Here is a 17,166-nt window from a genome sequence, read left to right as displayed (position 1 = left end):
AATAAAAATTTGCTATAGTTATTCATGTATTTAAAAGGTTGGGGATTAGCATAATGGGATTGTGCTAGCACAGTTATTTATGCATTGTCATGCCTATCTATTACTTACTAACTAAAAAATAATGAAATGGGTGTAAACTATATGCCTGAAAGAGAACGTACATCTCCTCAGTATGAATCATTCCACGAACTGTACAAGAATTATACTACCAAGGAACTCACTCAAAAAGCTAAAACTCTTAAGTTGACGAACTATAGTAAATTAAATAAAAAAGAACTTGTTCTAGCTATTATGGAAGCACAAATGGAAAAAGATGGTAACTATTATATGGAAGGTATCTTAGATGATATACAACCAGATGGTTATGGTTTTTTAAGAACAGTGAACTATTCTAAAGGGGAAAAAGATATTTATATATCTGCTAGCCAAATTCGTCGTTTTGAAATTAAACGTGGGGATAAAGTAACTGGGAAAGTTAGAAAACCTAAAGATAACGAAAAATATTATGGCTTATTACAAGTTGACTTTGTTAATGACCATAACGCAGAAGAAGTGAAGAAACGTCCGCATTTCCAAGCTTTGACACCACTTTATCCAGATGAGCGTATTAAATTAGAGACAGAAACACAAAATTATTCAACGCGTATCATGGATTTAGTAACACCGATTGGTTTAGGTCAACGTGGTTTAATAGTGGCGCCACCTAAAGCAGGTAAAACATCGTTATTAAAAGAAATAGCAAATGCAATCAGTACGAACAAACCAGATGCAAAGCTATTTATTTTGTTAGTTGGCGAGCGTCCTGAAGAGGTAACAGATTTAGAACGCTCAGTAGAAGCTGCTGAAGTCGTTCATTCAACGTTTGACGAACCACCAGAACACCATGTTAAAGTAGCTGAATTATTACTTGAACGTGCAAAGCGTTTAGTAGAAATTGGGGAAGATGTCATTATTTTAATGGATTCTATAACGAGATTAGCACGCGCTTATAACTTAGTTATTCCACCAAGTGGTCGTACATTATCAGGTGGTTTAGATCCTGCATCTTTACACAAACCAAAAGCATTCTTTGGTGCAGCGAGAAATATTGAAGCGGGTGGAAGTTTAACAATACTTGCAACTGCATTAGTTGATACGGGTTCACGTATGGACGATATGATTTACGAAGAGTTTAAAGGAACAGGTAACATGGAGTTACATTTAGATCGTAAATTGTCTGAACGTCGTATCTTCCCTGCAATTGATATTGGCAGAAGTTCAACGCGTAAAGAAGAATTGTTGATAAGTAAATCTGAATTAGACACATTATGGCAATTAAGAAATCTATTCACTGACTCAACAGACTTTACTGAAAGATTTATTCGCAAACTTAAAAAGTCTAAGAATAATGAAGATTTCTTCAAGCAGCTACAAAAGTCTGCAGAAGAAAGTACTAAAACGGGTCGACCTATAATTTAATAAACATTATATAGGGGCTTGCGTTTTGAATTAATTACCTTTATAATTACACAGTATTGGGTAAAAACTCACAAATAACTCTGTTCCAGATGGTTCAGGGCAAAGGAGCTGAAAATAATGAAACAAGGAATTCATCCTGAGTATCACCAAGTAATCTTTTTAGATACTACTACAAACTTCAAATTCTTAAGCGGTTCTACAAAAACATCTTCAGAAATGATGGAGTGGGAAGATGGAAAAGAATACCCAGTTATTCGTTTAGATATTTCATCTGATTCACATCCATTCTACACTGGACGTCAAAAATTCGCTGCTGCGGATGGACGTGTGGAACGTTTCAACAAAAAGTTTGGTCTTAAATCAAACAACTAATATAGTAATCGTTAAGCTGTCTGCATCCAATAATGGAATTGTAGACAGCTTTTTTATTTATAAGCGTAGTAAGGGTATATACTTACGACTGTGTTCAAAGAAGTGACTCAATAACATGTTGTTAATACATAATGATAAATTTCCCCTTTATTAGAGTTTGTATTGAGTAGAAACATCGTACGAATAAGAAGCAACAAATTAGAATAGCTGTATATAAATATGCAAGACAAATTTATAAAATAATTGTTCATGTACAATATCGATATAATTATGAAAAAGACATTTATGAATATTTGAAATATGATATAATAAAGCGATTATGTTTTGAAAAAGGTGGAACTCTCAATGTATGAAACTTACCATTCCGGTTGGATAGAATGTATTACAGGTAGTATGTTTAGCGGTAAATCCGAAGAACTTATAAGACGTTTAAGAAGGGGCATATACGCTAAACAAAAAGTCGTTGTATTTAAACCGGCGATTGATGATCGATATCATAAAGAAAAAGTGGTCTCTCATAATGGTAATGCCATTGAAGCGATTAATATTTCTAAAGCAAGTGAAATTATGACACACGACTTAACTAATGTTGATGTTATAGGAATAGACGAAGTGCAATTTTTTGACGATGAAATTGTAAGTATAGTAGAAAAACTATCAGCAGATGGACACCGTGTTATTGTTGCTGGATTAGATATGGATTTTAGGGGCGAACCGTTCGAACCAATGCCTAAATTGATGGCTGTCAGTGAACAAGTAACGAAACTTCAAGCAGTTTGTGCTGTTTGTGGTTCTTCATCTAGTAGAACGCAACGATTAATAAATGGTAAACCAGCTAAAATCGATGATCCGATTATCTTAGTAGGTGCCAATGAAAGTTATGAGCCACGTTGTCGCGCGCACCATATCGTAGCACCTAGTGATAATAATAAGGAGGAATTATAAGTGTTTGATCAATTAGATATTGTAGAAGAAAGATACGAACAGTTAAATGAACTGTTAAGTGACCCAGATGTTGTAAATGATTCAGATAAATTACGTAAATATTCTAAAGAGCAAGCTGATTTACAAAAAACTGTAGATGTTTATCGTAACTATAAAGCTAAAAAAGAAGAATTAGCTGATATTGAAGAAATGTTAAGTGAAACTGATGATAAAGAAGAAGTAGAAATGTTAAAAGAGGAAAGTAGCGGTATTAAAGCTGAACTTCCAAATCTTGAAGAAGAGCTTAAAATATTATTGATTCCTAAAGATCCTAATGATGACAAAGACGTTATTGTAGAAATAAGAGCAGCAGCTGGTGGTGATGAGGCTGCGATTTTTGCTGGTGATTTAATGCGTATGTATTCAAAGTATGCTGAATCACAAGGATTCAAAACTGAAATAGTAGAAGCGTCTGAAAGTGACCATGGTGGTTACAAAGAAATTAGTTTCTCAGTTTCTGGTAATGGTGCGTATAGTAAATTGAAATTTGAAAATGGTGCGCACCGCGTTCAACGTGTGCCTGAAACAGAATCAGGTGGACGTATTCATACTTCAACAGCTACAGTGGCAGTTTTACCAGAAGTTGAAGATGTAGAAATTGAAATTAGAAATGAAGATTTAAAAATCGACACGTATCGTTCAAGTGGTGCAGGTGGTCAGCACGTAAACACAACTGACTCTGCAGTACGTATTACCCATTTACCAACTGGTGTCATTGCAACATCTTCTGAGAAGTCTCAAATTCAAAACCGTGAAAAAGCAATGAAAGTGTTAAAAGCACGTTTATACGATATGAAAGTTCAAGAAGAACAACAAAAGTATGCGTCACAACGTAAATCAGCAGTCGGTACTGGTGATCGTTCAGAACGTATTCGAACTTATAATTATCCACAAAGCCGTGTAACAGACCACCGTATAGGTCTAACGCTTCAAAAATTAGGGCAAATTATGGAAGGCCATTTAGAAGAAATTATAGATGCACTGACTTTATCAGAGCAGACAGATAAATTGAAAGAACTTAATAATGGTGAATTATAAAGAAAAGTTAGATGAAGCAATTCATTTAACACAACAAAAAGGGTTTGAACAAACACGAGCTGAATGGTTAATGTTAGATGTATTTCAATGGACGCGTACGGACTTTGTAGTTCACATGCATGATGATATGCCGAAAGCGATGATTATGAAGTTCGACTTAGCATTACAACGTATGTTATTAGGAGAGCCCATACAGTATATAGTTGGCTTTGCCTCATTTTATGGTAGAACGTTTGATGTAAACTCAAATTGTTTGATACCAAGACCTGAAACTGAAGAAGTAATGTTGCATTTCTTACAACAGTTAGAAGATGATGCAACAATCGTAGATATCGGAACGGGTAGTGGTGTACTTGCAATTACTATGAAATGTGAAAAGCCGGATTTAAATGTTATTGCTACTGATATTTCACTTGAAGCAATGAATGTGGCTCGTAATAATGCTGAGAAGCATCAATCACAAATACAATTTTTAACAGGGGATGCATTAAAGCCCTTAATTAAAGAAGGTATCAAGTTGAACGGCTTGATATCTAATCCACCATATATAGATGAAAAAGATATGGTTACGATGTCTCCAACGGTTACGAGATTCGAACCACATCAGGCATTGTTTGCAGATAACCATGGATATGCTATTTATGAATCAATCATTGAAGATTTACCTCACGTTATGGAAAAAGGCAGCCCAGTTGTTTTTGAAATTGGTTACAATCAAGGTGAGGCACTTAAATCAATAATTTTAAGTAAATTTCCTGACAAAAAAATCGACATTATTAAAGATATAAATGGCCACGATCGAATCGTCTCATTTAAATGGTAATTAGAAGTTATGCCTTTGCTATGATTAGTTAAGTGCATAGCTTTTTACTTTGTATTATGATAAATAAGAAAGGCGTGATTAAGTTGGATACTAAAATTTGGGATGTTAGAGAATATAATGAAGATTTACAGCAATATCCTAAAATTAATGAAATAAAAGACATTGTTTTAAACGGTGGTTTAATAGGTTTACCAACTGAAACAGTTTATGGACTTGCAGCAAATGCGACAGATGAAGAAGCTGTAGCTAAAATATACGAAGCTAAAGGCCGTCCATCTGACAATCCGCTTATTGTTCATATACACAGTAAAGTTCAATTAAAAGATTTTACATATACTTTGGATCCACGCGTAGAAAAGTTAATGCAGGCATTCTGGCCGGGCCCTATTTCGTTTATATTGCCGTTAAAGCCAGGCTATCTATGTCGAAAAGTTTCTGGAGGTTTATCATCAGTTGCTGTTAGAATGCCAAGCCATTCTGTAGGCAGACAATTATTACAAATCATAAATGAACCTCTAGCTGCTCCAAGTGCTAATTTAAGTGGTAGACCTTCACCAACAACTTTCAATCATGTATATCAAGATTTGAATGGCCGTATCGATGGTATTGTTCAAGCTGAACAAAGTGAAGAAGGATTAGAAAGTACGGTTTTAGATTGCACATCTTTTCCTTATAAAATTGCAAGACCTGGTTCTATAACAGCAGCAATGATTACAGAAATACTTCCGAGTAGTATCGCCCATGCTGATTATAATGATACTGAACAGCCAATTGCACCAGGTATGAAGTATAAGCATTACTCACCCAATACACCACTTACAATTATTACAGATATTGAGAGCAAAATTGGAAATGACGGTAAAGATTGGTCTTCTATAGCTTTTATTGTGCCGAGTAATAAGGCGGCGTTTATACCAAGTGAAGCGCATTTCATTCAATTATGTCAGGATGACAATGATGTTAAACAAGCAAGTCATAATCTTTATGATGTGTTACATTCACTTGATGAAAATGAAAATATTTCAGCGGCGTATATATACGGCTTTGAGCTGAATGATAATACAGAAGCAATTATGAATCGCATGTTAAAAGCTGCAGGTAATCACATTATTAAAGGGTGTGAACTATGAAGATTTTATTCGTTTGTACAGGTAACACATGTCGTAGCCCATTAGCGGAAAGTATTGCAAAAGAGGTTATGCCAAATCATCAATTTGAATCAAGAGGTATATTCGCTGTGAACAATCAGGGTGTTTCGAATTATGTTGAAGACTTAGTTAAAGAACATCATTTAGCTGAAACGACCTTATCGCAACAATTTACTGAAGCAGATTTGAAAGCAGATATTATTTTGACGATGTCGTATTCGCACAAAGAATTAATAGAGGCACACTTTGGTTTGCAAAATCATGTTTTCACATTGCATGAATATGTAAAAGAAGCAGGAGAAGTTAGAGATCCATACGGTGGAACAAAAGAAATGTATGTACATACCTATGAAGAACTTGTAAGTTTAATTTTAAAATTAAAAGATATTATTTGCTAGTAGGAATTCTGTATAATTAGTATATGTTAACAGTTAAATAAGTTATAATAGAGGAGTGTAGCACTTTGCTATATTCCTTTTTTATTTTTAGGAAGGGTGGACTTTTATGAAAGATTTGACAATGTTATTAGACGAATTAAAAGATATGTCCTTTTTTAATAAAGGAGATATATGTTTAATTGGATGTTCAACATCGGAAGTCATTGGCGAAAAAATAGGGACTGTCGGTTCGATGGAAGTTGCAGAAACTATTTTTAATGCATTAGATGTTGTGAGTAAAGAGACAGGCGTTACTTTTGCTTTTCAAGGATGTGAACATATCAACAGAGCGATAACAATAGAAAAATCTCAGTTTAATCCATTAACAATGGAAGAAGTTTCCGTCGTTCCAGATGTACATGCTGGAGGGAGTTTGGCAACATACGCTTTTCAGCATATGAAGGATCCAATCGTGGTCGAACATATTACTGTTCCTTGTGGAATTGATATTGGTCAAACATTAATAGGCATGCATATTAAACATGTATGTGTACCTGTAAGGACCTCAGTAAAGCAAGTAGGACAGGCAATTGTAACTATTGCCACATCTAGGCCGAAAAAGATTGGTGGCGAACGTGCTAAATACCAATAAGTTTTTTTGAAAGAAGGGGAGATTTTATGTCTTATATCACCAAGCAAGATAAAGTTATCGCAGAAGCAATCGAGAGAGAATTTCAGAGACAAAATAGCAACATAGAGTTAATCGCATCGGAAAATTTTGTATCGGAAGCGGTTATGGAAGCACAAGGTTCAGTGTTGACTAATAAGTATGCTGAAGGCTATCCAGGACGCCGATATTATGGTGGCTGTGAGTTTGTAGATGTAACTGAAAGCATCGCAATTGATCGTGCTAAAGCATTGTTTGGAGCTGAACATGTCAATGTTCAACCACATTCAGGTTCACAAGCGAACATGGCTGTTTACTTAGTTGCATTAGAAATGGGCGACACAGTTTTAGGTATGAATTTGAGTCATGGTGGTCACTTGACACATGGAGCGCCTGTTAATTTTAGTGGTAAATTCTACAATTTCGTTGAATATGGAGTAGATAAAGACACAGAACGAATCAATTATGATGAAGTTCGTAAATTAGCGTTAGAGCATAAGCCTAAGCTTATTGTGGCAGGAGCATCAGCATATTCAAGAACAATTGACTTCAAAAAGTTTAAAGAAATCGCAGATGAAGTAAACGCTAAGTTAATGGTAGACATGGCACATATTGCAGGATTAGTAGCGGCAGGTTTACATCCAAATCCAGTAGAATATGCTGATTTTGTAACAACTACAACACACAAAACATTACGCGGACCACGTGGTGGTATGATTTTATGTAAGGAAGAATATAAAAAAGACATAGATAAAACAATTTTCCCTGGTATTCAAGGTGGACCTCTTGAGCATGTTATTGCAGCAAAAGCAGTTGCTTTTGGAGAAGCGTTAGAAAATAATTTCAAAACGTATCAACAACAAGTGGTTAAAAACGCAAAAGTTCTTGCAGAAGCATTAATTAATGAAGGATTTAGAATTGTTTCTGGCGGTACAGATAATCACTTAGTAGCTGTTGATGTAAAAGGGTCTATAGGACTTACTGGTAAAGAAGCTGAAGAGACTTTAGATTCAGTTGGTATCACATGTAACAAAAATACCATTCCGTTCGATCAAGAAAAACCTTTTGTAACGAGTGGTATACGTTTAGGTACACCTGCTGCAACAACGCGTGGATTTGATGAAAAAGCTTTTGAGGAAGTTGCAAAAATCATCAGTTTAGCATTGAAAAATAGTAAAGATGAAGAAAAATTACAACAAGCTAAAGAACGCGTTGCGAAATTAACAGCTGAATATCCTCTATATCAATAAACATACACAAAGATAGGAGTAATTTTTATGAGTAAAGTACACGTTTTCGATCATCCATTAATTCAACACAAACTAAGCTATATTAGAGATGTAAATACAGGTACTAAAGAATTTAGAGAACTTGTAGACGAAGTTGGTATGTTGATGGCATATGAAGTAACTAGAGACTTAGAGCTTCAGGATGTTGATATTGAAACGCCTGTAACTAAAATGACGGCTAAACGATTAGCTGGTAAAAAATTAGCTATCGTTCCAATTTTAAGAGCTGGTTTAGGTATGACTGATGGTATTTTAAGTTTAGTACCTGCAGCAAGAGTTGGACATATCGGTTTGTATCGAGATCCCGAAACATTAAAGGCTGTAGAGTATTTTGCTAAGCTACCTCAAGATATTACTGAAAGACAAATCATTGTTGTTGATCCTATGTTAGCAACAGGCGCATCAGCAATTGAAGCTATTACTTCATTGAAGAAACGTGGCGCTAAAAATATTCGCTTCATGTGTTTAATTGCAGCACCAGAAGGCGTAGAAAAGATGCATGAAGCACATCCAGATGTAGATATTTATATTGCTGCACTTGATGAAAAGCTAAATGACAAAGCATATATCACACCAGGGTTAGGCGACGCTGGAGATAGATTGTTTGGTACTAAATAGAAGAATCGGAGATAAGTAGTTTGATGAAAAAGATTATGACCATATTTGGAACAAGACCCGAAGCCATAAAGATGGCTCCTTTAGTTAAAGCTTTGGAACAAGAAAAAATGCTCGAGCCAATTGTTGTTGTTACAGCACAGCATAGAGAAATGCTTGATTCAGTATTAAGTACCTTTGAAATCAAACCAAAATACGATTTGAATATTATGAAATCAGGACAGACACTTTCTGAGATAACTTCTAAATCAATCACTCAATTAGAACAAGTGATTCAATTAGAAAAACCAGACATGGTACTTGTACATGGTGATACGATGACGACATTTGCAGGTGGTTTAGCGGCATTTTATAACCAAGTGCCGATTGGACACGTTGAAGCAGGGCTTAGAAGTTATGATAAATATTCACCTTTTCCGGAAGAGGTGAATAGACAATTAGTTGGTGTATTAGCTGACTTACATTTTGCACCTACTAAAAATGCTGCATCGCATTTGTTAAGTGAAGGGAAATATTCAGAAAGTGTTGTTGTCACTGGTAATACAGCGATTGATGCTATGAAATATACAGTTGATGACAATTATAAATCTAACATCATGGATAAATACCATGACAAAAAATTCATTCTTATGACAGCACACCGACGAGAAAATATCGGGCAACCCATGGAAAATATATTTAAAGCGGTTAGACGCTTAATAGATGAGTATACTGATTTAGCACTAGTATATCCAATGCATAAAAACCCGAAAGTTCGAGAGGTGGCTCAAAAGATTTTAGGTAGTCATGACAGAATTGAATTGATTGAACCTTTGGACGTAGTAGATTTCCATAATTTTGCTAAAAAATCTTATTTTATTTTGACAGATTCAGGTGGAATTCAGGAAGAAGCGCCATCATTTAATAAGCCAGTTTTAGTTTTGCGAAGCGTTACAGAACGTCCTGAAGGTGTTGAAGCTGGCACATTAAAAGTCATTGGAACAAATAAGCAAAATGTGTATCAAGCTGCAAAAGAATTAATCGATGATGAGAGATTATATCATCAAATGTCTGAAGCATCTAATCCTTACGGTGATGGATTTGCTTCAGAAAGAATAGTTAATCATATTAAGTATTATTTGAATTTAATCACTGAAAAACCAAGCGATTTCTGAGGAAAATAGACTTTTTGTCTAATTGTGTCTAAATTGTGTCTAACCATGCTTATTTTTTTACAACAATTTGAATAGAATTGACACCACAAATCGCCTATATTATCATTTAGTTTGTATGAGTGGAACGGTTTTCATGATTGATATCAGTCACACGGAGGCATATAAAATGAGTCGTTTCTACAACATTTTTAAACAGTTCATTCAATATTATTTGTATTTATTAATAATATTGGGAGGATTATACCTTTTTACACACCATGCATTTATCTTAGGATTAATCATTGGTGTTACTGGTTCTGCAATCAACTCATGTATTTTTGAATGCTATTTAGCTAAAGCTAAAAGACCAGACACTATGCATATTTCAACTGGAAATATGTGGCGATACTTAGTTGCATTTATTGCCTGTATGATTTGGTACTTTAATAAAGCGCATGTAAGTATAATCGGTATAATTATTGGTTTAATGATTTCATATGTTGTAGTTATCATACGTCCTTTACTAAAGGTGAGCAAATAAATTAAGAAAGAGGTGAGATTATGGATCACAAATCCCCGCTCGTGAGTTGGAATTTATTCGGTTTTGATATCGTTTTCAATTTATCAAGTATATTGATGATACTTGTTACGGCGTTTCTTGTTTTTCTACTTGCTATCATTTGTACGCGTAATTTGAAAAAAAGACCAACTGGCAAACAAAATTTCGTTGAATGGATTTTTGATTTCGTGAGGGGAATCATTGAAGGTAACATGGCTTGGAAAAAAGGTGGTCAATTCCACTTCTTAGCAGTAACGCTGATTCTGTACATTTTTATAGCTAATATGTTAGGTCTTCCGTTTTCTATAGTAACGAAAGATCACACATTGTGGTGGAAATCACCAACAGCTGATGCAACAGTGACTTTAACGTTGTCTACAACGATAATACTGTTAACTCACTTTTATGGAATTAAAATGCGTGGTACGAAACAATATCTTAAAGGTTATGTACAGCCGTTTTGGCCATTGGCAATTATTAATGTTTTTGAAGAGTTCACTTCAACATTAACGCTTGGTCTGCGTTTGTACGGTAACATATTTGCAGGTGAGATACTATTAACATTACTTGCTGGCTTATTCTTTAACGAACCAGCATGGGGTTGGATTATTAGTATCCCAGGATTAATTGTTTGGCAAGCATTTTCAATATTTGTAGGAACAATCCAAGCATATATCTTTATTATGCTTTCGATGGTTTATATGTCACATAAAGTGGCAGATGAACACTAAAAATTTCAATAATTATATACAATCACAGGAGGAAATTAAATTATGAATTTAATCGCAGCAGCAATCGCAATTGGTTTATCAGCATTAGGAGCAGGTATCGGTAACGGTTTAATCGTTTCAAGAACAGTTGAAGGTGTAGCACGTCAACCAGAAGCACGTGGTCAATTAATGGGTATCATGTTCATTGGTGTAGGTTTAGTTGAGGCATTACCTATCATCGGTGTAGTAATTGCATTCATGACATTTGCTGGATAATTAACAGATAAAAAGAGGTCGGGACAAAGCGCATAGGACATAATTCATGATGCATATATAGTAATATCTTTGAACTTTATTAAATAGTTGAGATATGAACGCACCATGCCTATCGCATAAATTCAGTAGGTCCTAACCTCGTCGTTTTTTTCTATATAACACTAGCGATTATTTTAATGAAAGGAGTGTCATGAACCCGTGACTGAAACAGCTAACTTATTCGTTCTTGGTGCAGCTGGAGGCGTTGAGTGGGGTACTGTGATTGTACAGGTCCTAACTTTCATCGTGTTACTTGCGTTACTTAAAAAGTTCGCATGGGGTCCATTGAAAGATGTAATGGATAAACGTGAAAGAGATATTAACAGAGATATCGATGACGCAGAACAAGCTAAGTTAAATGCACAGAAACTTGAAGAAGAAAATAAACAAAAACTTAAAGAAACACAAGAAGAAGTTCAAAAGATTTTAGAAGATGCTAAGGTTCAAGCACGTCAACAGCAAGAACAAATTATTCATGAAGCAAACGTACGTGCAAACGGTATGATTGAAACAGCACAAAGTGAAATCAATAGCCAAAAAGAACGTGCCATTGCAGATATTAATAATCAAGTATCTGAACTATCAGTGTTAATTGCTTCTAAAGTTCTTAGAAAAGAAATTTCTGAACAAGACCAAAAAGCATTGGTTGACAAGTATCTAAAAGAGGCAGGCGATAAATAATGGTAAAAGTAGCTAACAAGTATGCTAAAGCATTATTTGACGTGTCATTAGATACAAATAATTTAGAAACTATTAATGAAGAATTAACAGTTATAAATGAAGCAGTAAAAGATAAAATTGAGCAATTGAAAATGGTTGACAGTAATCCAACTCAAACAGCAGAACAACGTCGTGAGTTGATTAATGGTGTATTTACTGACATTAATCCATACATTAAAAATATGATGTACGTGTTAGCAGATAATAGACATATCTCATTAATAGCTGACGTATTCAAGGCGTTCCAAAGCTTATATAACGGACACTACAATCAAGATTTTGCAACAATTGAGTCAACATATGAATTGAGTCAAGAAGAGTTAGATAAGATTGTCAAACTAGTAACTCAACAAACGAATTTATCTAAAGTTATTGTAGATACAAAAATTAATCCAGATTTAATTGGTGGATTTAGAGTTAAAGTCGGCACAACTGTATTAGATGGTAGTGTTAGAAATGATCTTGTCCAATTACAAAGAAAATTTAGAAGAGTTAATTAATTATAAAGAGGAGTGACATAGATGGCCATAAAAGCTGAAGAAATCAGTGCATTACTTCGCTCACAAATTGAAAATTATGAGTCAGAAATGTCCGTAACTGATGTAGGTACTGTATTACAAATTGGTGATGGTATTGCATTAATTCACGGATTAAATGACGTTATGGCTGGTGAGCTAGTAGAATTCCATAACGGCGTACTTGGTTTAGCCCAAAACCTTGAAGAGTCAAACGTGGGTGTGGTTATTTTAGGACCATACACAGGTATTACTGAAGGTGACGAAGTTAAACGTACTGGTCGTATCATGGAAGTACCAGTAGGTGAAGAACTAATCGGAAGAGTTGTTAATCCATTAGGACAACCTATTGATGGACAAGGACCGATTAACACAACTAAAACACGTCCAGTAGAGAAAAAAGCTACTGGTGTAATGGATCGTAAATCAGTAGATGAGCCATTACAAACAGGTATCAAAGCAATTGATGCTTTAGTACCAATTGGTAGAGGTCAACGTGAGTTGATCATCGGTGACCGTCAAACAGGTAAAACAACAATTGCAATTGACACAATTTTGAATCAAAAAGATCAAGGTACGATTTGTATCTATGTTGCTATTGGTCAAAAGGATTCAACAGTAAGAGCAAATGTTGAAAAGTTAAGACAAGCAGGCGCTTTAGACTACACTATTGTTGTAGCAGCATCAGCTTCTGAACCTTCTCCATTATTATATATTGCACCATATTCAGGTGTAACAATGGGTGAAGAATTCATGTTTAACGGTAAACATGTTTTAATCGTTTATGATGATTTAACTAAACAAGCAGCAGCTTATCGTGAGTTATCATTATTATTACGTAGACCTCCAGGTCGTGAAGCATACCCAGGTGACGTATTCTACTTACATAGTAGATTATTAGAAAGAGCAGCAAAATTAAACGATGACTTAGGTGGCGGTTCAATTACTGCATTACCAATTATCGAAACACAAGCTGGTGATATTTCAGCTTATGTACCAACAAACGTTATTTCAATTACAGATGGACAAATCTTCTTACAATCTGATTTATTCTTCTCAGGTGTAAGACCAGCGATTAATGCCGGACAATCTGTATCTCGTGTTGGTGGATCTGCACAAATTAAAGCAATGAAGAAAGTTGCTGGTACGTTACGTCTTGACTTAGCGTCATACAGAGAACTTGAATCATTTGCACAATTCGGTTCAGACCTTGATGAATTTACTGCAAGTAAATTAGAACGTGGTAAACGTACTGTTGAAGTCTTAAAACAAGATCAAAACAAACCATTACCAGTTGAACACCAAGTGTTGATTATTTATGCATTAACAAAAGGATATTTAGATGATATTCCAGTTGTAGATATCACACGTTTTGAAGACGAGTTAAACCACTGGGCAGAATCAAATGCTACTGAACTGTTAAATGAAATCAGAGAAACTGGTGGCTTACCAGATGCTGAGAAGTTTGACACAGCAATTAACGAATTCAAAAAAAGCTTTAGCAAATCTGAATAATAAACAAGTTTAGTATAAGGTGGTGAGATAGTGGCTTCTCTTAAAGAAATAGATACTCGAATAAAATCAACCAAAAAAATGAAGCAGATTACGAAAGCGATGAACATGGTATCAAGTTCAAAACTTCGTAGAGCTGAAAAAAATACAAAACAATTCACACCATATATGGATAAAATGCAAGATGCAATTACTGCAGTTGCAGGGGCAAGTAGCAATACAAACCATCCAATGCTAAGACCTCGTAAAATTACTAGAAGTGGATATTTAGTTATCACGAGTGATAAAGGTTTAGCAGGTGCATATAGTGCAAACGTGCTTAAAAAATTGATTACTGATATTGAAGCGAAACATCAAGATAGTAGCGAATACAGTATTGTAGTTTTAGGGCAACAAGGTGTTGATTTCCTAAAAAATAGAGGTTATGACATTGAGTATTCTCAAGTAGACGTACCTGATCAACCTTCTTTCAAATCTGTTCAAGCACTAGCTAACCATGCTATAGACTTATACAGTGAAGAAGAAATTGATGAATTAAATATATACTATAGTCATTATGTCAGCGTTCTTGAAAACAAGCCTACATCTAGACAAGTATTACCATTATCTCAAGAGGATTCTAGTAAGGGACACGGTCATTTGTCTTCTTATGAATTTGAGCCAGATAAAGAATCTATCTTAAGTGTAATCTTGCCTCAATATGTTGAGAGTTTGATTTACGGAACAATATTAGACGCAAAAGCAAGTGAGCATGCAACACGTATGACTGCGATGAAAAATGCCACTGATAATGCAACTGAACTTATTGATGACTTATCATTAGAATATAACAGAGCGAGACAAGCAGAAATTACGCAACAAATTACTGAAATTGTTGGTGGTTCCGCAGCGCTTGAATAATATTTAAAGGAGGAAAATAGCATGGGAATTGGCCGTGTAACTCAAGTTATGGGTCCTGTAATTGATGTTCGATTTGAACATAACGAAGTTCCTAAAATTAATAACGCCTTGGTTATTGATGTGCCTAAAGAAGAAGGTACAATACAACTAACATTAGAAGTTGCGCTGCAATTAGGTGACGACGTTGTTCGTACAATTGCGATGGATTCAACTGATGGTGTCCAAAGAGGCATGGATGTAAAAGATACAGGCAAAGAAATTAGTGTACCTGTTGGTGACGAAACATTAGGTCGTGTATTTAATGTACTAGGTGAAACAATTGACCTTAAAGAAGAAATTAGTGATTCTGTTCGCCGCGATCCTATCCATCGTCAAGCACCAGCATTCGATGAACTTTCAACAGAAGTTCAAATTTTAGAAACAGGTATTAAAGTAGTAGATTTACTAGCACCTTATATTAAAGGTGGTAAAATCGGATTGTTCGGTGGTGCCGGTGTAGGTAAAACAGTATTAATCCAAGAATTAATTAACAACATCGCTCAAGAGCACGGTGGTATTTCTGTATTCGCCGGTGTAGGTGAACGTACTCGTGAAGGTAACGATTTATACTTCGAAATGAGTGACAGTGGTGTAATTAAGAAAACAGCCATGGTATTCGGGCAAATGAATGAGCCACCTGGTGCACGTATGCGTGTTGCATTATCTGGTTTAACAATGGCTGAATATTTCCGTGACGAACAAGGTCAAGACGTATTATTATTCATCGATAACATTTTTAGATTTACACAAGCTGGTTCTGAGGTATCTGCATTATTAGGTCGTATGCCTTCTGCAGTAGGTTACCAACCAACACTTGCTACTGAAATGGGACAATTACAAGAACGTATTACGTCTACAACAAAAGGATCAGTTACTTCTATTCAAGCGGTATTCGTACCTGCCGATGACTATACGGACCCAGCGCCAGCGACAGCGTTTGCCCATTTAGATGCAACTACAAACTTAGAACGTAAATTAACTGAAATGGGTATTTATCCAGCCGTGGATCCATTAGCGTCTACATCAAGAGCATTGGAACCATCAATTGTAGGTCAAGAACATTATGAAGTAGCTCGTGATGTACAATCAACACTTCAAAAATACCGTGAATTACAAGATATCATTGCTATCTTAGGTATGGACGAATTATCTGATGAAGATAAACAAACAGTTGAACGCGCACGTAGAATTCAATTCTTCTTATCTCAAAACTTCCACGTAGCGGAACAATTTACTGGTCAAAAAGGTTCTTATGTACCTGTTAAGACAACAGTTGCAAACTTTAAAGATATCTTAGATGGTAAATATGACCATATTCCAGAAGATGCATTCCGTTTAGTTGGTAGCATGGATGATGTTATTGCAAAAGCTAAAGATATGGGTGTTGAAGTATAACAATTAGGAGGAATGGATAATGAATACATTAAACCTAGATATTGTCACTCCTAATGGTTCTGTTTACAATCGTGATAATGTTGAACTCGTTGTTATGCAAACAACAGCTGGTGAGATAGGTGTCATGAGTGGACATATTCCAACTGTAGCTGCTTTAAAAACAGGCTTTGTAAAAGTGAAATTTCACGATGGAACTGAGTATATTGCTGTAAGCGATGGCTTTGTTGAAGTTAGAAAAGATAAAGTTTCAATCATTGTTCAGACTGCAGAAACTGCAAGAGAAATTGATGTTGAAAGAGCTAAATTAGCCAAAGCAAGAGCAGAGTCTCACTTGGAAAATGATGACGACAATACTGATATTCATAGAGCCGAAAGAGCTTTAGAGAGAGCAAATAACCGTTTGCGTGTGGCTGAATTAAAATAGTAAATAAAGGGTCGAAGATGTGATTTCATATCTTCGACCCTTTTTTTGGTTCTCCACCAAATGTGGTGGGTATATAATTTAAAGAACTATTTTAAATTACAACTTTTAGAGTTTTTATTATTAGGCGGCCAGTCCATTATTGGGCTTGGTTGTCTTCTTTTTTTCTCCTTTGT

20 protein-coding genes are annotated in these 17,166 nt (G+C 35.2%); all 20 read left to right on the top strand.

The annotated features are described in order from the left end of the window. Positions 1-141: 141 nt before the first annotated feature. Positions 142-1,458, top strand: coding sequence for a transcription termination factor Rho (gene rho / locus IDG45_RS08475; protein ID WP_001115100.1), 1,317 nt, complete (start codon positions 142-144; stop codon positions 1,456-1,458). Between the two features lie 117 nt (positions 1,459-1,575). After that, positions 1,576-1,830 (top strand): type B 50S ribosomal protein L31, encoded by a 255-nt coding sequence (locus tag IDG45_RS08470; RefSeq protein ID WP_000808968.1) that lies wholly within the window; start codon positions 1,576-1,578, stop codon positions 1,828-1,830. 345 nt (positions 1,831-2,175) lie between these two features. Further along, a complete protein-coding gene (locus tag IDG45_RS08465) occupies positions 2,176-2,775 on the top strand; it encodes a thymidine kinase (protein WP_000273356.1) in 600 nt (199 codons plus the stop codon). Further along, positions 2,776-3,852, top strand: a complete 1,077-nt coding sequence (gene prfA / locus IDG45_RS08460) for a peptide chain release factor 1 (protein ID WP_000460244.1) — start codon at positions 2,776-2,778, stop codon at positions 3,850-3,852. It begins immediately after the preceding gene. Beyond that, positions 3,839-4,675 carry a peptide chain release factor N(5)-glutamine methyltransferase gene (gene prmC / locus IDG45_RS08455; RefSeq protein ID WP_000248737.1) on the top strand — a complete coding sequence of 279 codons (837 nt, stop codon included), beginning with the start codon at positions 3,839-3,841 and terminating at the stop codon, positions 4,673-4,675. The genes prfA and prmC overlap by 14 nt, the downstream gene beginning before the upstream one ends. Before the next feature lie 83 nt (positions 4,676-4,758). Beyond that, positions 4,759-5,805, top strand: a complete 1,047-nt coding sequence (locus tag IDG45_RS08450) for an L-threonylcarbamoyladenylate synthase (RefSeq protein WP_000379899.1) — start codon at positions 4,759-4,761, stop codon at positions 5,803-5,805. Then, a complete protein-coding gene (locus IDG45_RS08445; RefSeq protein WP_000697338.1) occupies positions 5,802-6,221 on the top strand; it encodes a low molecular weight protein arginine phosphatase in 420 nt (139 codons plus the stop codon). Before IDG45_RS08450 ends, IDG45_RS08445 begins: the two co-directional genes overlap by 4 nt. 106 nt (positions 6,222-6,327) lie before the next feature. Further along, positions 6,328-6,852, top strand: a complete 525-nt coding sequence (locus tag IDG45_RS08440) for a TIGR01440 family protein (protein ID WP_000654181.1) — start codon at positions 6,328-6,330, stop codon at positions 6,850-6,852. A gap of 26 nt (positions 6,853-6,878) precedes the next feature. Then, complete coding sequence (glyA, locus tag IDG45_RS08435; protein WP_000120494.1) at positions 6,879-8,117, top strand: serine hydroxymethyltransferase; 1,239 nt, start codon at positions 6,879-6,881, stop codon at positions 8,115-8,117. 27 nt (positions 8,118-8,144) lie between these two features. Beyond that, on the top strand, positions 8,145-8,774 hold the full coding sequence (upp, locus tag IDG45_RS08430; RefSeq protein ID WP_000048712.1) for a uracil phosphoribosyltransferase: 630 nt from the start codon (positions 8,145-8,147) through the stop codon (positions 8,772-8,774). Positions 8,775-8,797: 23 nt separating this feature from the next. Beyond that, entirely contained in the window at positions 8,798-9,925 is a 1,128-nt protein-coding gene (wecB, locus tag IDG45_RS08425; protein WP_000723421.1) for a non-hydrolyzing UDP-N-acetylglucosamine 2-epimerase, read from the top strand. A gap of 67 nt (positions 9,926-9,992) precedes the next feature. Then, positions 9,993-10,445 (top strand): ATP synthase subunit I, encoded by a 453-nt coding sequence (locus IDG45_RS08420; RefSeq protein WP_072358075.1) that lies wholly within the window; start codon positions 9,993-9,995, stop codon positions 10,443-10,445. Positions 10,446-10,465: 20 nt separating this feature from the next. Beyond that, positions 10,466-11,194, top strand: a complete 729-nt coding sequence (gene atpB, locus IDG45_RS08415; protein WP_000349655.1) for a F0F1 ATP synthase subunit A — start codon at positions 10,466-10,468, stop codon at positions 11,192-11,194. 42 nt (positions 11,195-11,236) lie between these two features. After that, positions 11,237-11,449 carry a F0F1 ATP synthase subunit C gene (atpE, locus tag IDG45_RS08410; RefSeq protein ID WP_001048816.1) on the top strand — a complete coding sequence of 71 codons (213 nt, stop codon included), beginning with the start codon at positions 11,237-11,239 and terminating at the stop codon, positions 11,447-11,449. 198 nt (positions 11,450-11,647) lie between these two features. After that, the gene (locus IDG45_RS08405) at positions 11,648-12,169 is read left to right on the top strand and encodes a F0F1 ATP synthase subunit B (protein ID WP_000140679.1); all 522 of its coding nucleotides are present in this window, start codon (positions 11,648-11,650) and stop codon (positions 12,167-12,169) included. After that, positions 12,169-12,708: a F0F1 ATP synthase subunit delta gene (locus tag IDG45_RS08400; protein ID WP_000241345.1), complete on the top strand. Its 540-nt coding sequence runs from the start codon at positions 12,169-12,171 to the stop codon at positions 12,706-12,708. The genes IDG45_RS08405 and IDG45_RS08400 overlap by 1 nt, the downstream gene beginning before the upstream one ends. A 21-nt stretch (positions 12,709-12,729) precedes the next feature. Further along, on the top strand, positions 12,730-14,238 hold the full coding sequence (atpA, locus tag IDG45_RS08395) for a F0F1 ATP synthase subunit alpha (RefSeq protein WP_000974881.1): 1,509 nt from the start codon (positions 12,730-12,732) through the stop codon (positions 14,236-14,238). A gap of 30 nt (positions 14,239-14,268) precedes the next feature. Further along, positions 14,269-15,135 (top strand): ATP synthase F1 subunit gamma, encoded by an 867-nt coding sequence (gene atpG / locus IDG45_RS08390; RefSeq protein WP_000157603.1) that lies wholly within the window; start codon positions 14,269-14,271, stop codon positions 15,133-15,135. A gap of 21 nt (positions 15,136-15,156) precedes the next feature. Next, positions 15,157-16,569 (top strand): F0F1 ATP synthase subunit beta, encoded by a 1,413-nt coding sequence (gene atpD / locus IDG45_RS08385; protein WP_000511135.1) that lies wholly within the window; start codon positions 15,157-15,159, stop codon positions 16,567-16,569. A gap of 19 nt (positions 16,570-16,588) precedes the next feature. Next, the gene (locus IDG45_RS08380; protein WP_001094394.1) at positions 16,589-16,993 is read left to right on the top strand and encodes a F0F1 ATP synthase subunit epsilon; all 405 of its coding nucleotides are present in this window, start codon (positions 16,589-16,591) and stop codon (positions 16,991-16,993) included. The last annotated feature ends 173 nt before the right edge of the window (positions 16,994-17,166 follow it).

It is taken from the genome of Staphylococcus sp. EG-SA-10, assembly GCF_017151945.1.
GTDB classification, from domain to species: Bacteria; Bacillota; Bacilli; order Staphylococcales; family Staphylococcaceae; genus Staphylococcus; species Staphylococcus aureus.
This window is presented reverse-complemented; position numbering and strand designations above follow the sequence as displayed.

Coding starts and splice junctions, on each gene's coding strand:
- rho (WP_001115100.1), top strand. CDS start 142: ATGCCTGAAAGAGAACGTACATCTCCTCAGTATGAATCATTCCACGAA.
- IDG45_RS08470 (WP_000808968.1), top strand. CDS start 1,576: ATGAAACAAGGAATTCATCCTGAGTATCACCAAGTAATCTTTTTAGAT.
- IDG45_RS08465 (WP_000273356.1), top strand. CDS start 2,176: ATGTATGAAACTTACCATTCCGGTTGGATAGAATGTATTACAGGTAGT.
- prmC (WP_000248737.1), top strand. CDS start 3,839: ATGGTGAATTATAAAGAAAAGTTAGATGAAGCAATTCATTTAACACAA.
- IDG45_RS08445 (WP_000697338.1), top strand. CDS start 5,802: ATGAAGATTTTATTCGTTTGTACAGGTAACACATGTCGTAGCCCATTA.
- IDG45_RS08440 (WP_000654181.1), top strand. CDS start 6,328: ATGAAAGATTTGACAATGTTATTAGACGAATTAAAAGATATGTCCTTT.
- glyA (WP_000120494.1), top strand. CDS start 6,879: ATGTCTTATATCACCAAGCAAGATAAAGTTATCGCAGAAGCAATCGAG.
- upp (WP_000048712.1), top strand. CDS start 8,145: ATGAGTAAAGTACACGTTTTCGATCATCCATTAATTCAACACAAACTA.
- wecB (WP_000723421.1), top strand. CDS start 8,798: ATGAAAAAGATTATGACCATATTTGGAACAAGACCCGAAGCCATAAAG.
- atpB (WP_000349655.1), top strand. CDS start 10,466: ATGGATCACAAATCCCCGCTCGTGAGTTGGAATTTATTCGGTTTTGAT.
- atpE (WP_001048816.1), top strand. CDS start 11,237: ATGAATTTAATCGCAGCAGCAATCGCAATTGGTTTATCAGCATTAGGA.
- IDG45_RS08400 (WP_000241345.1), top strand. CDS start 12,169: ATGGTAAAAGTAGCTAACAAGTATGCTAAAGCATTATTTGACGTGTCA.
- atpA (WP_000974881.1), top strand. CDS start 12,730: ATGGCCATAAAAGCTGAAGAAATCAGTGCATTACTTCGCTCACAAATT.
- atpD (WP_000511135.1), top strand. CDS start 15,157: ATGGGAATTGGCCGTGTAACTCAAGTTATGGGTCCTGTAATTGATGTT.
- IDG45_RS08380 (WP_001094394.1), top strand. CDS start 16,589: ATGAATACATTAAACCTAGATATTGTCACTCCTAATGGTTCTGTTTAC.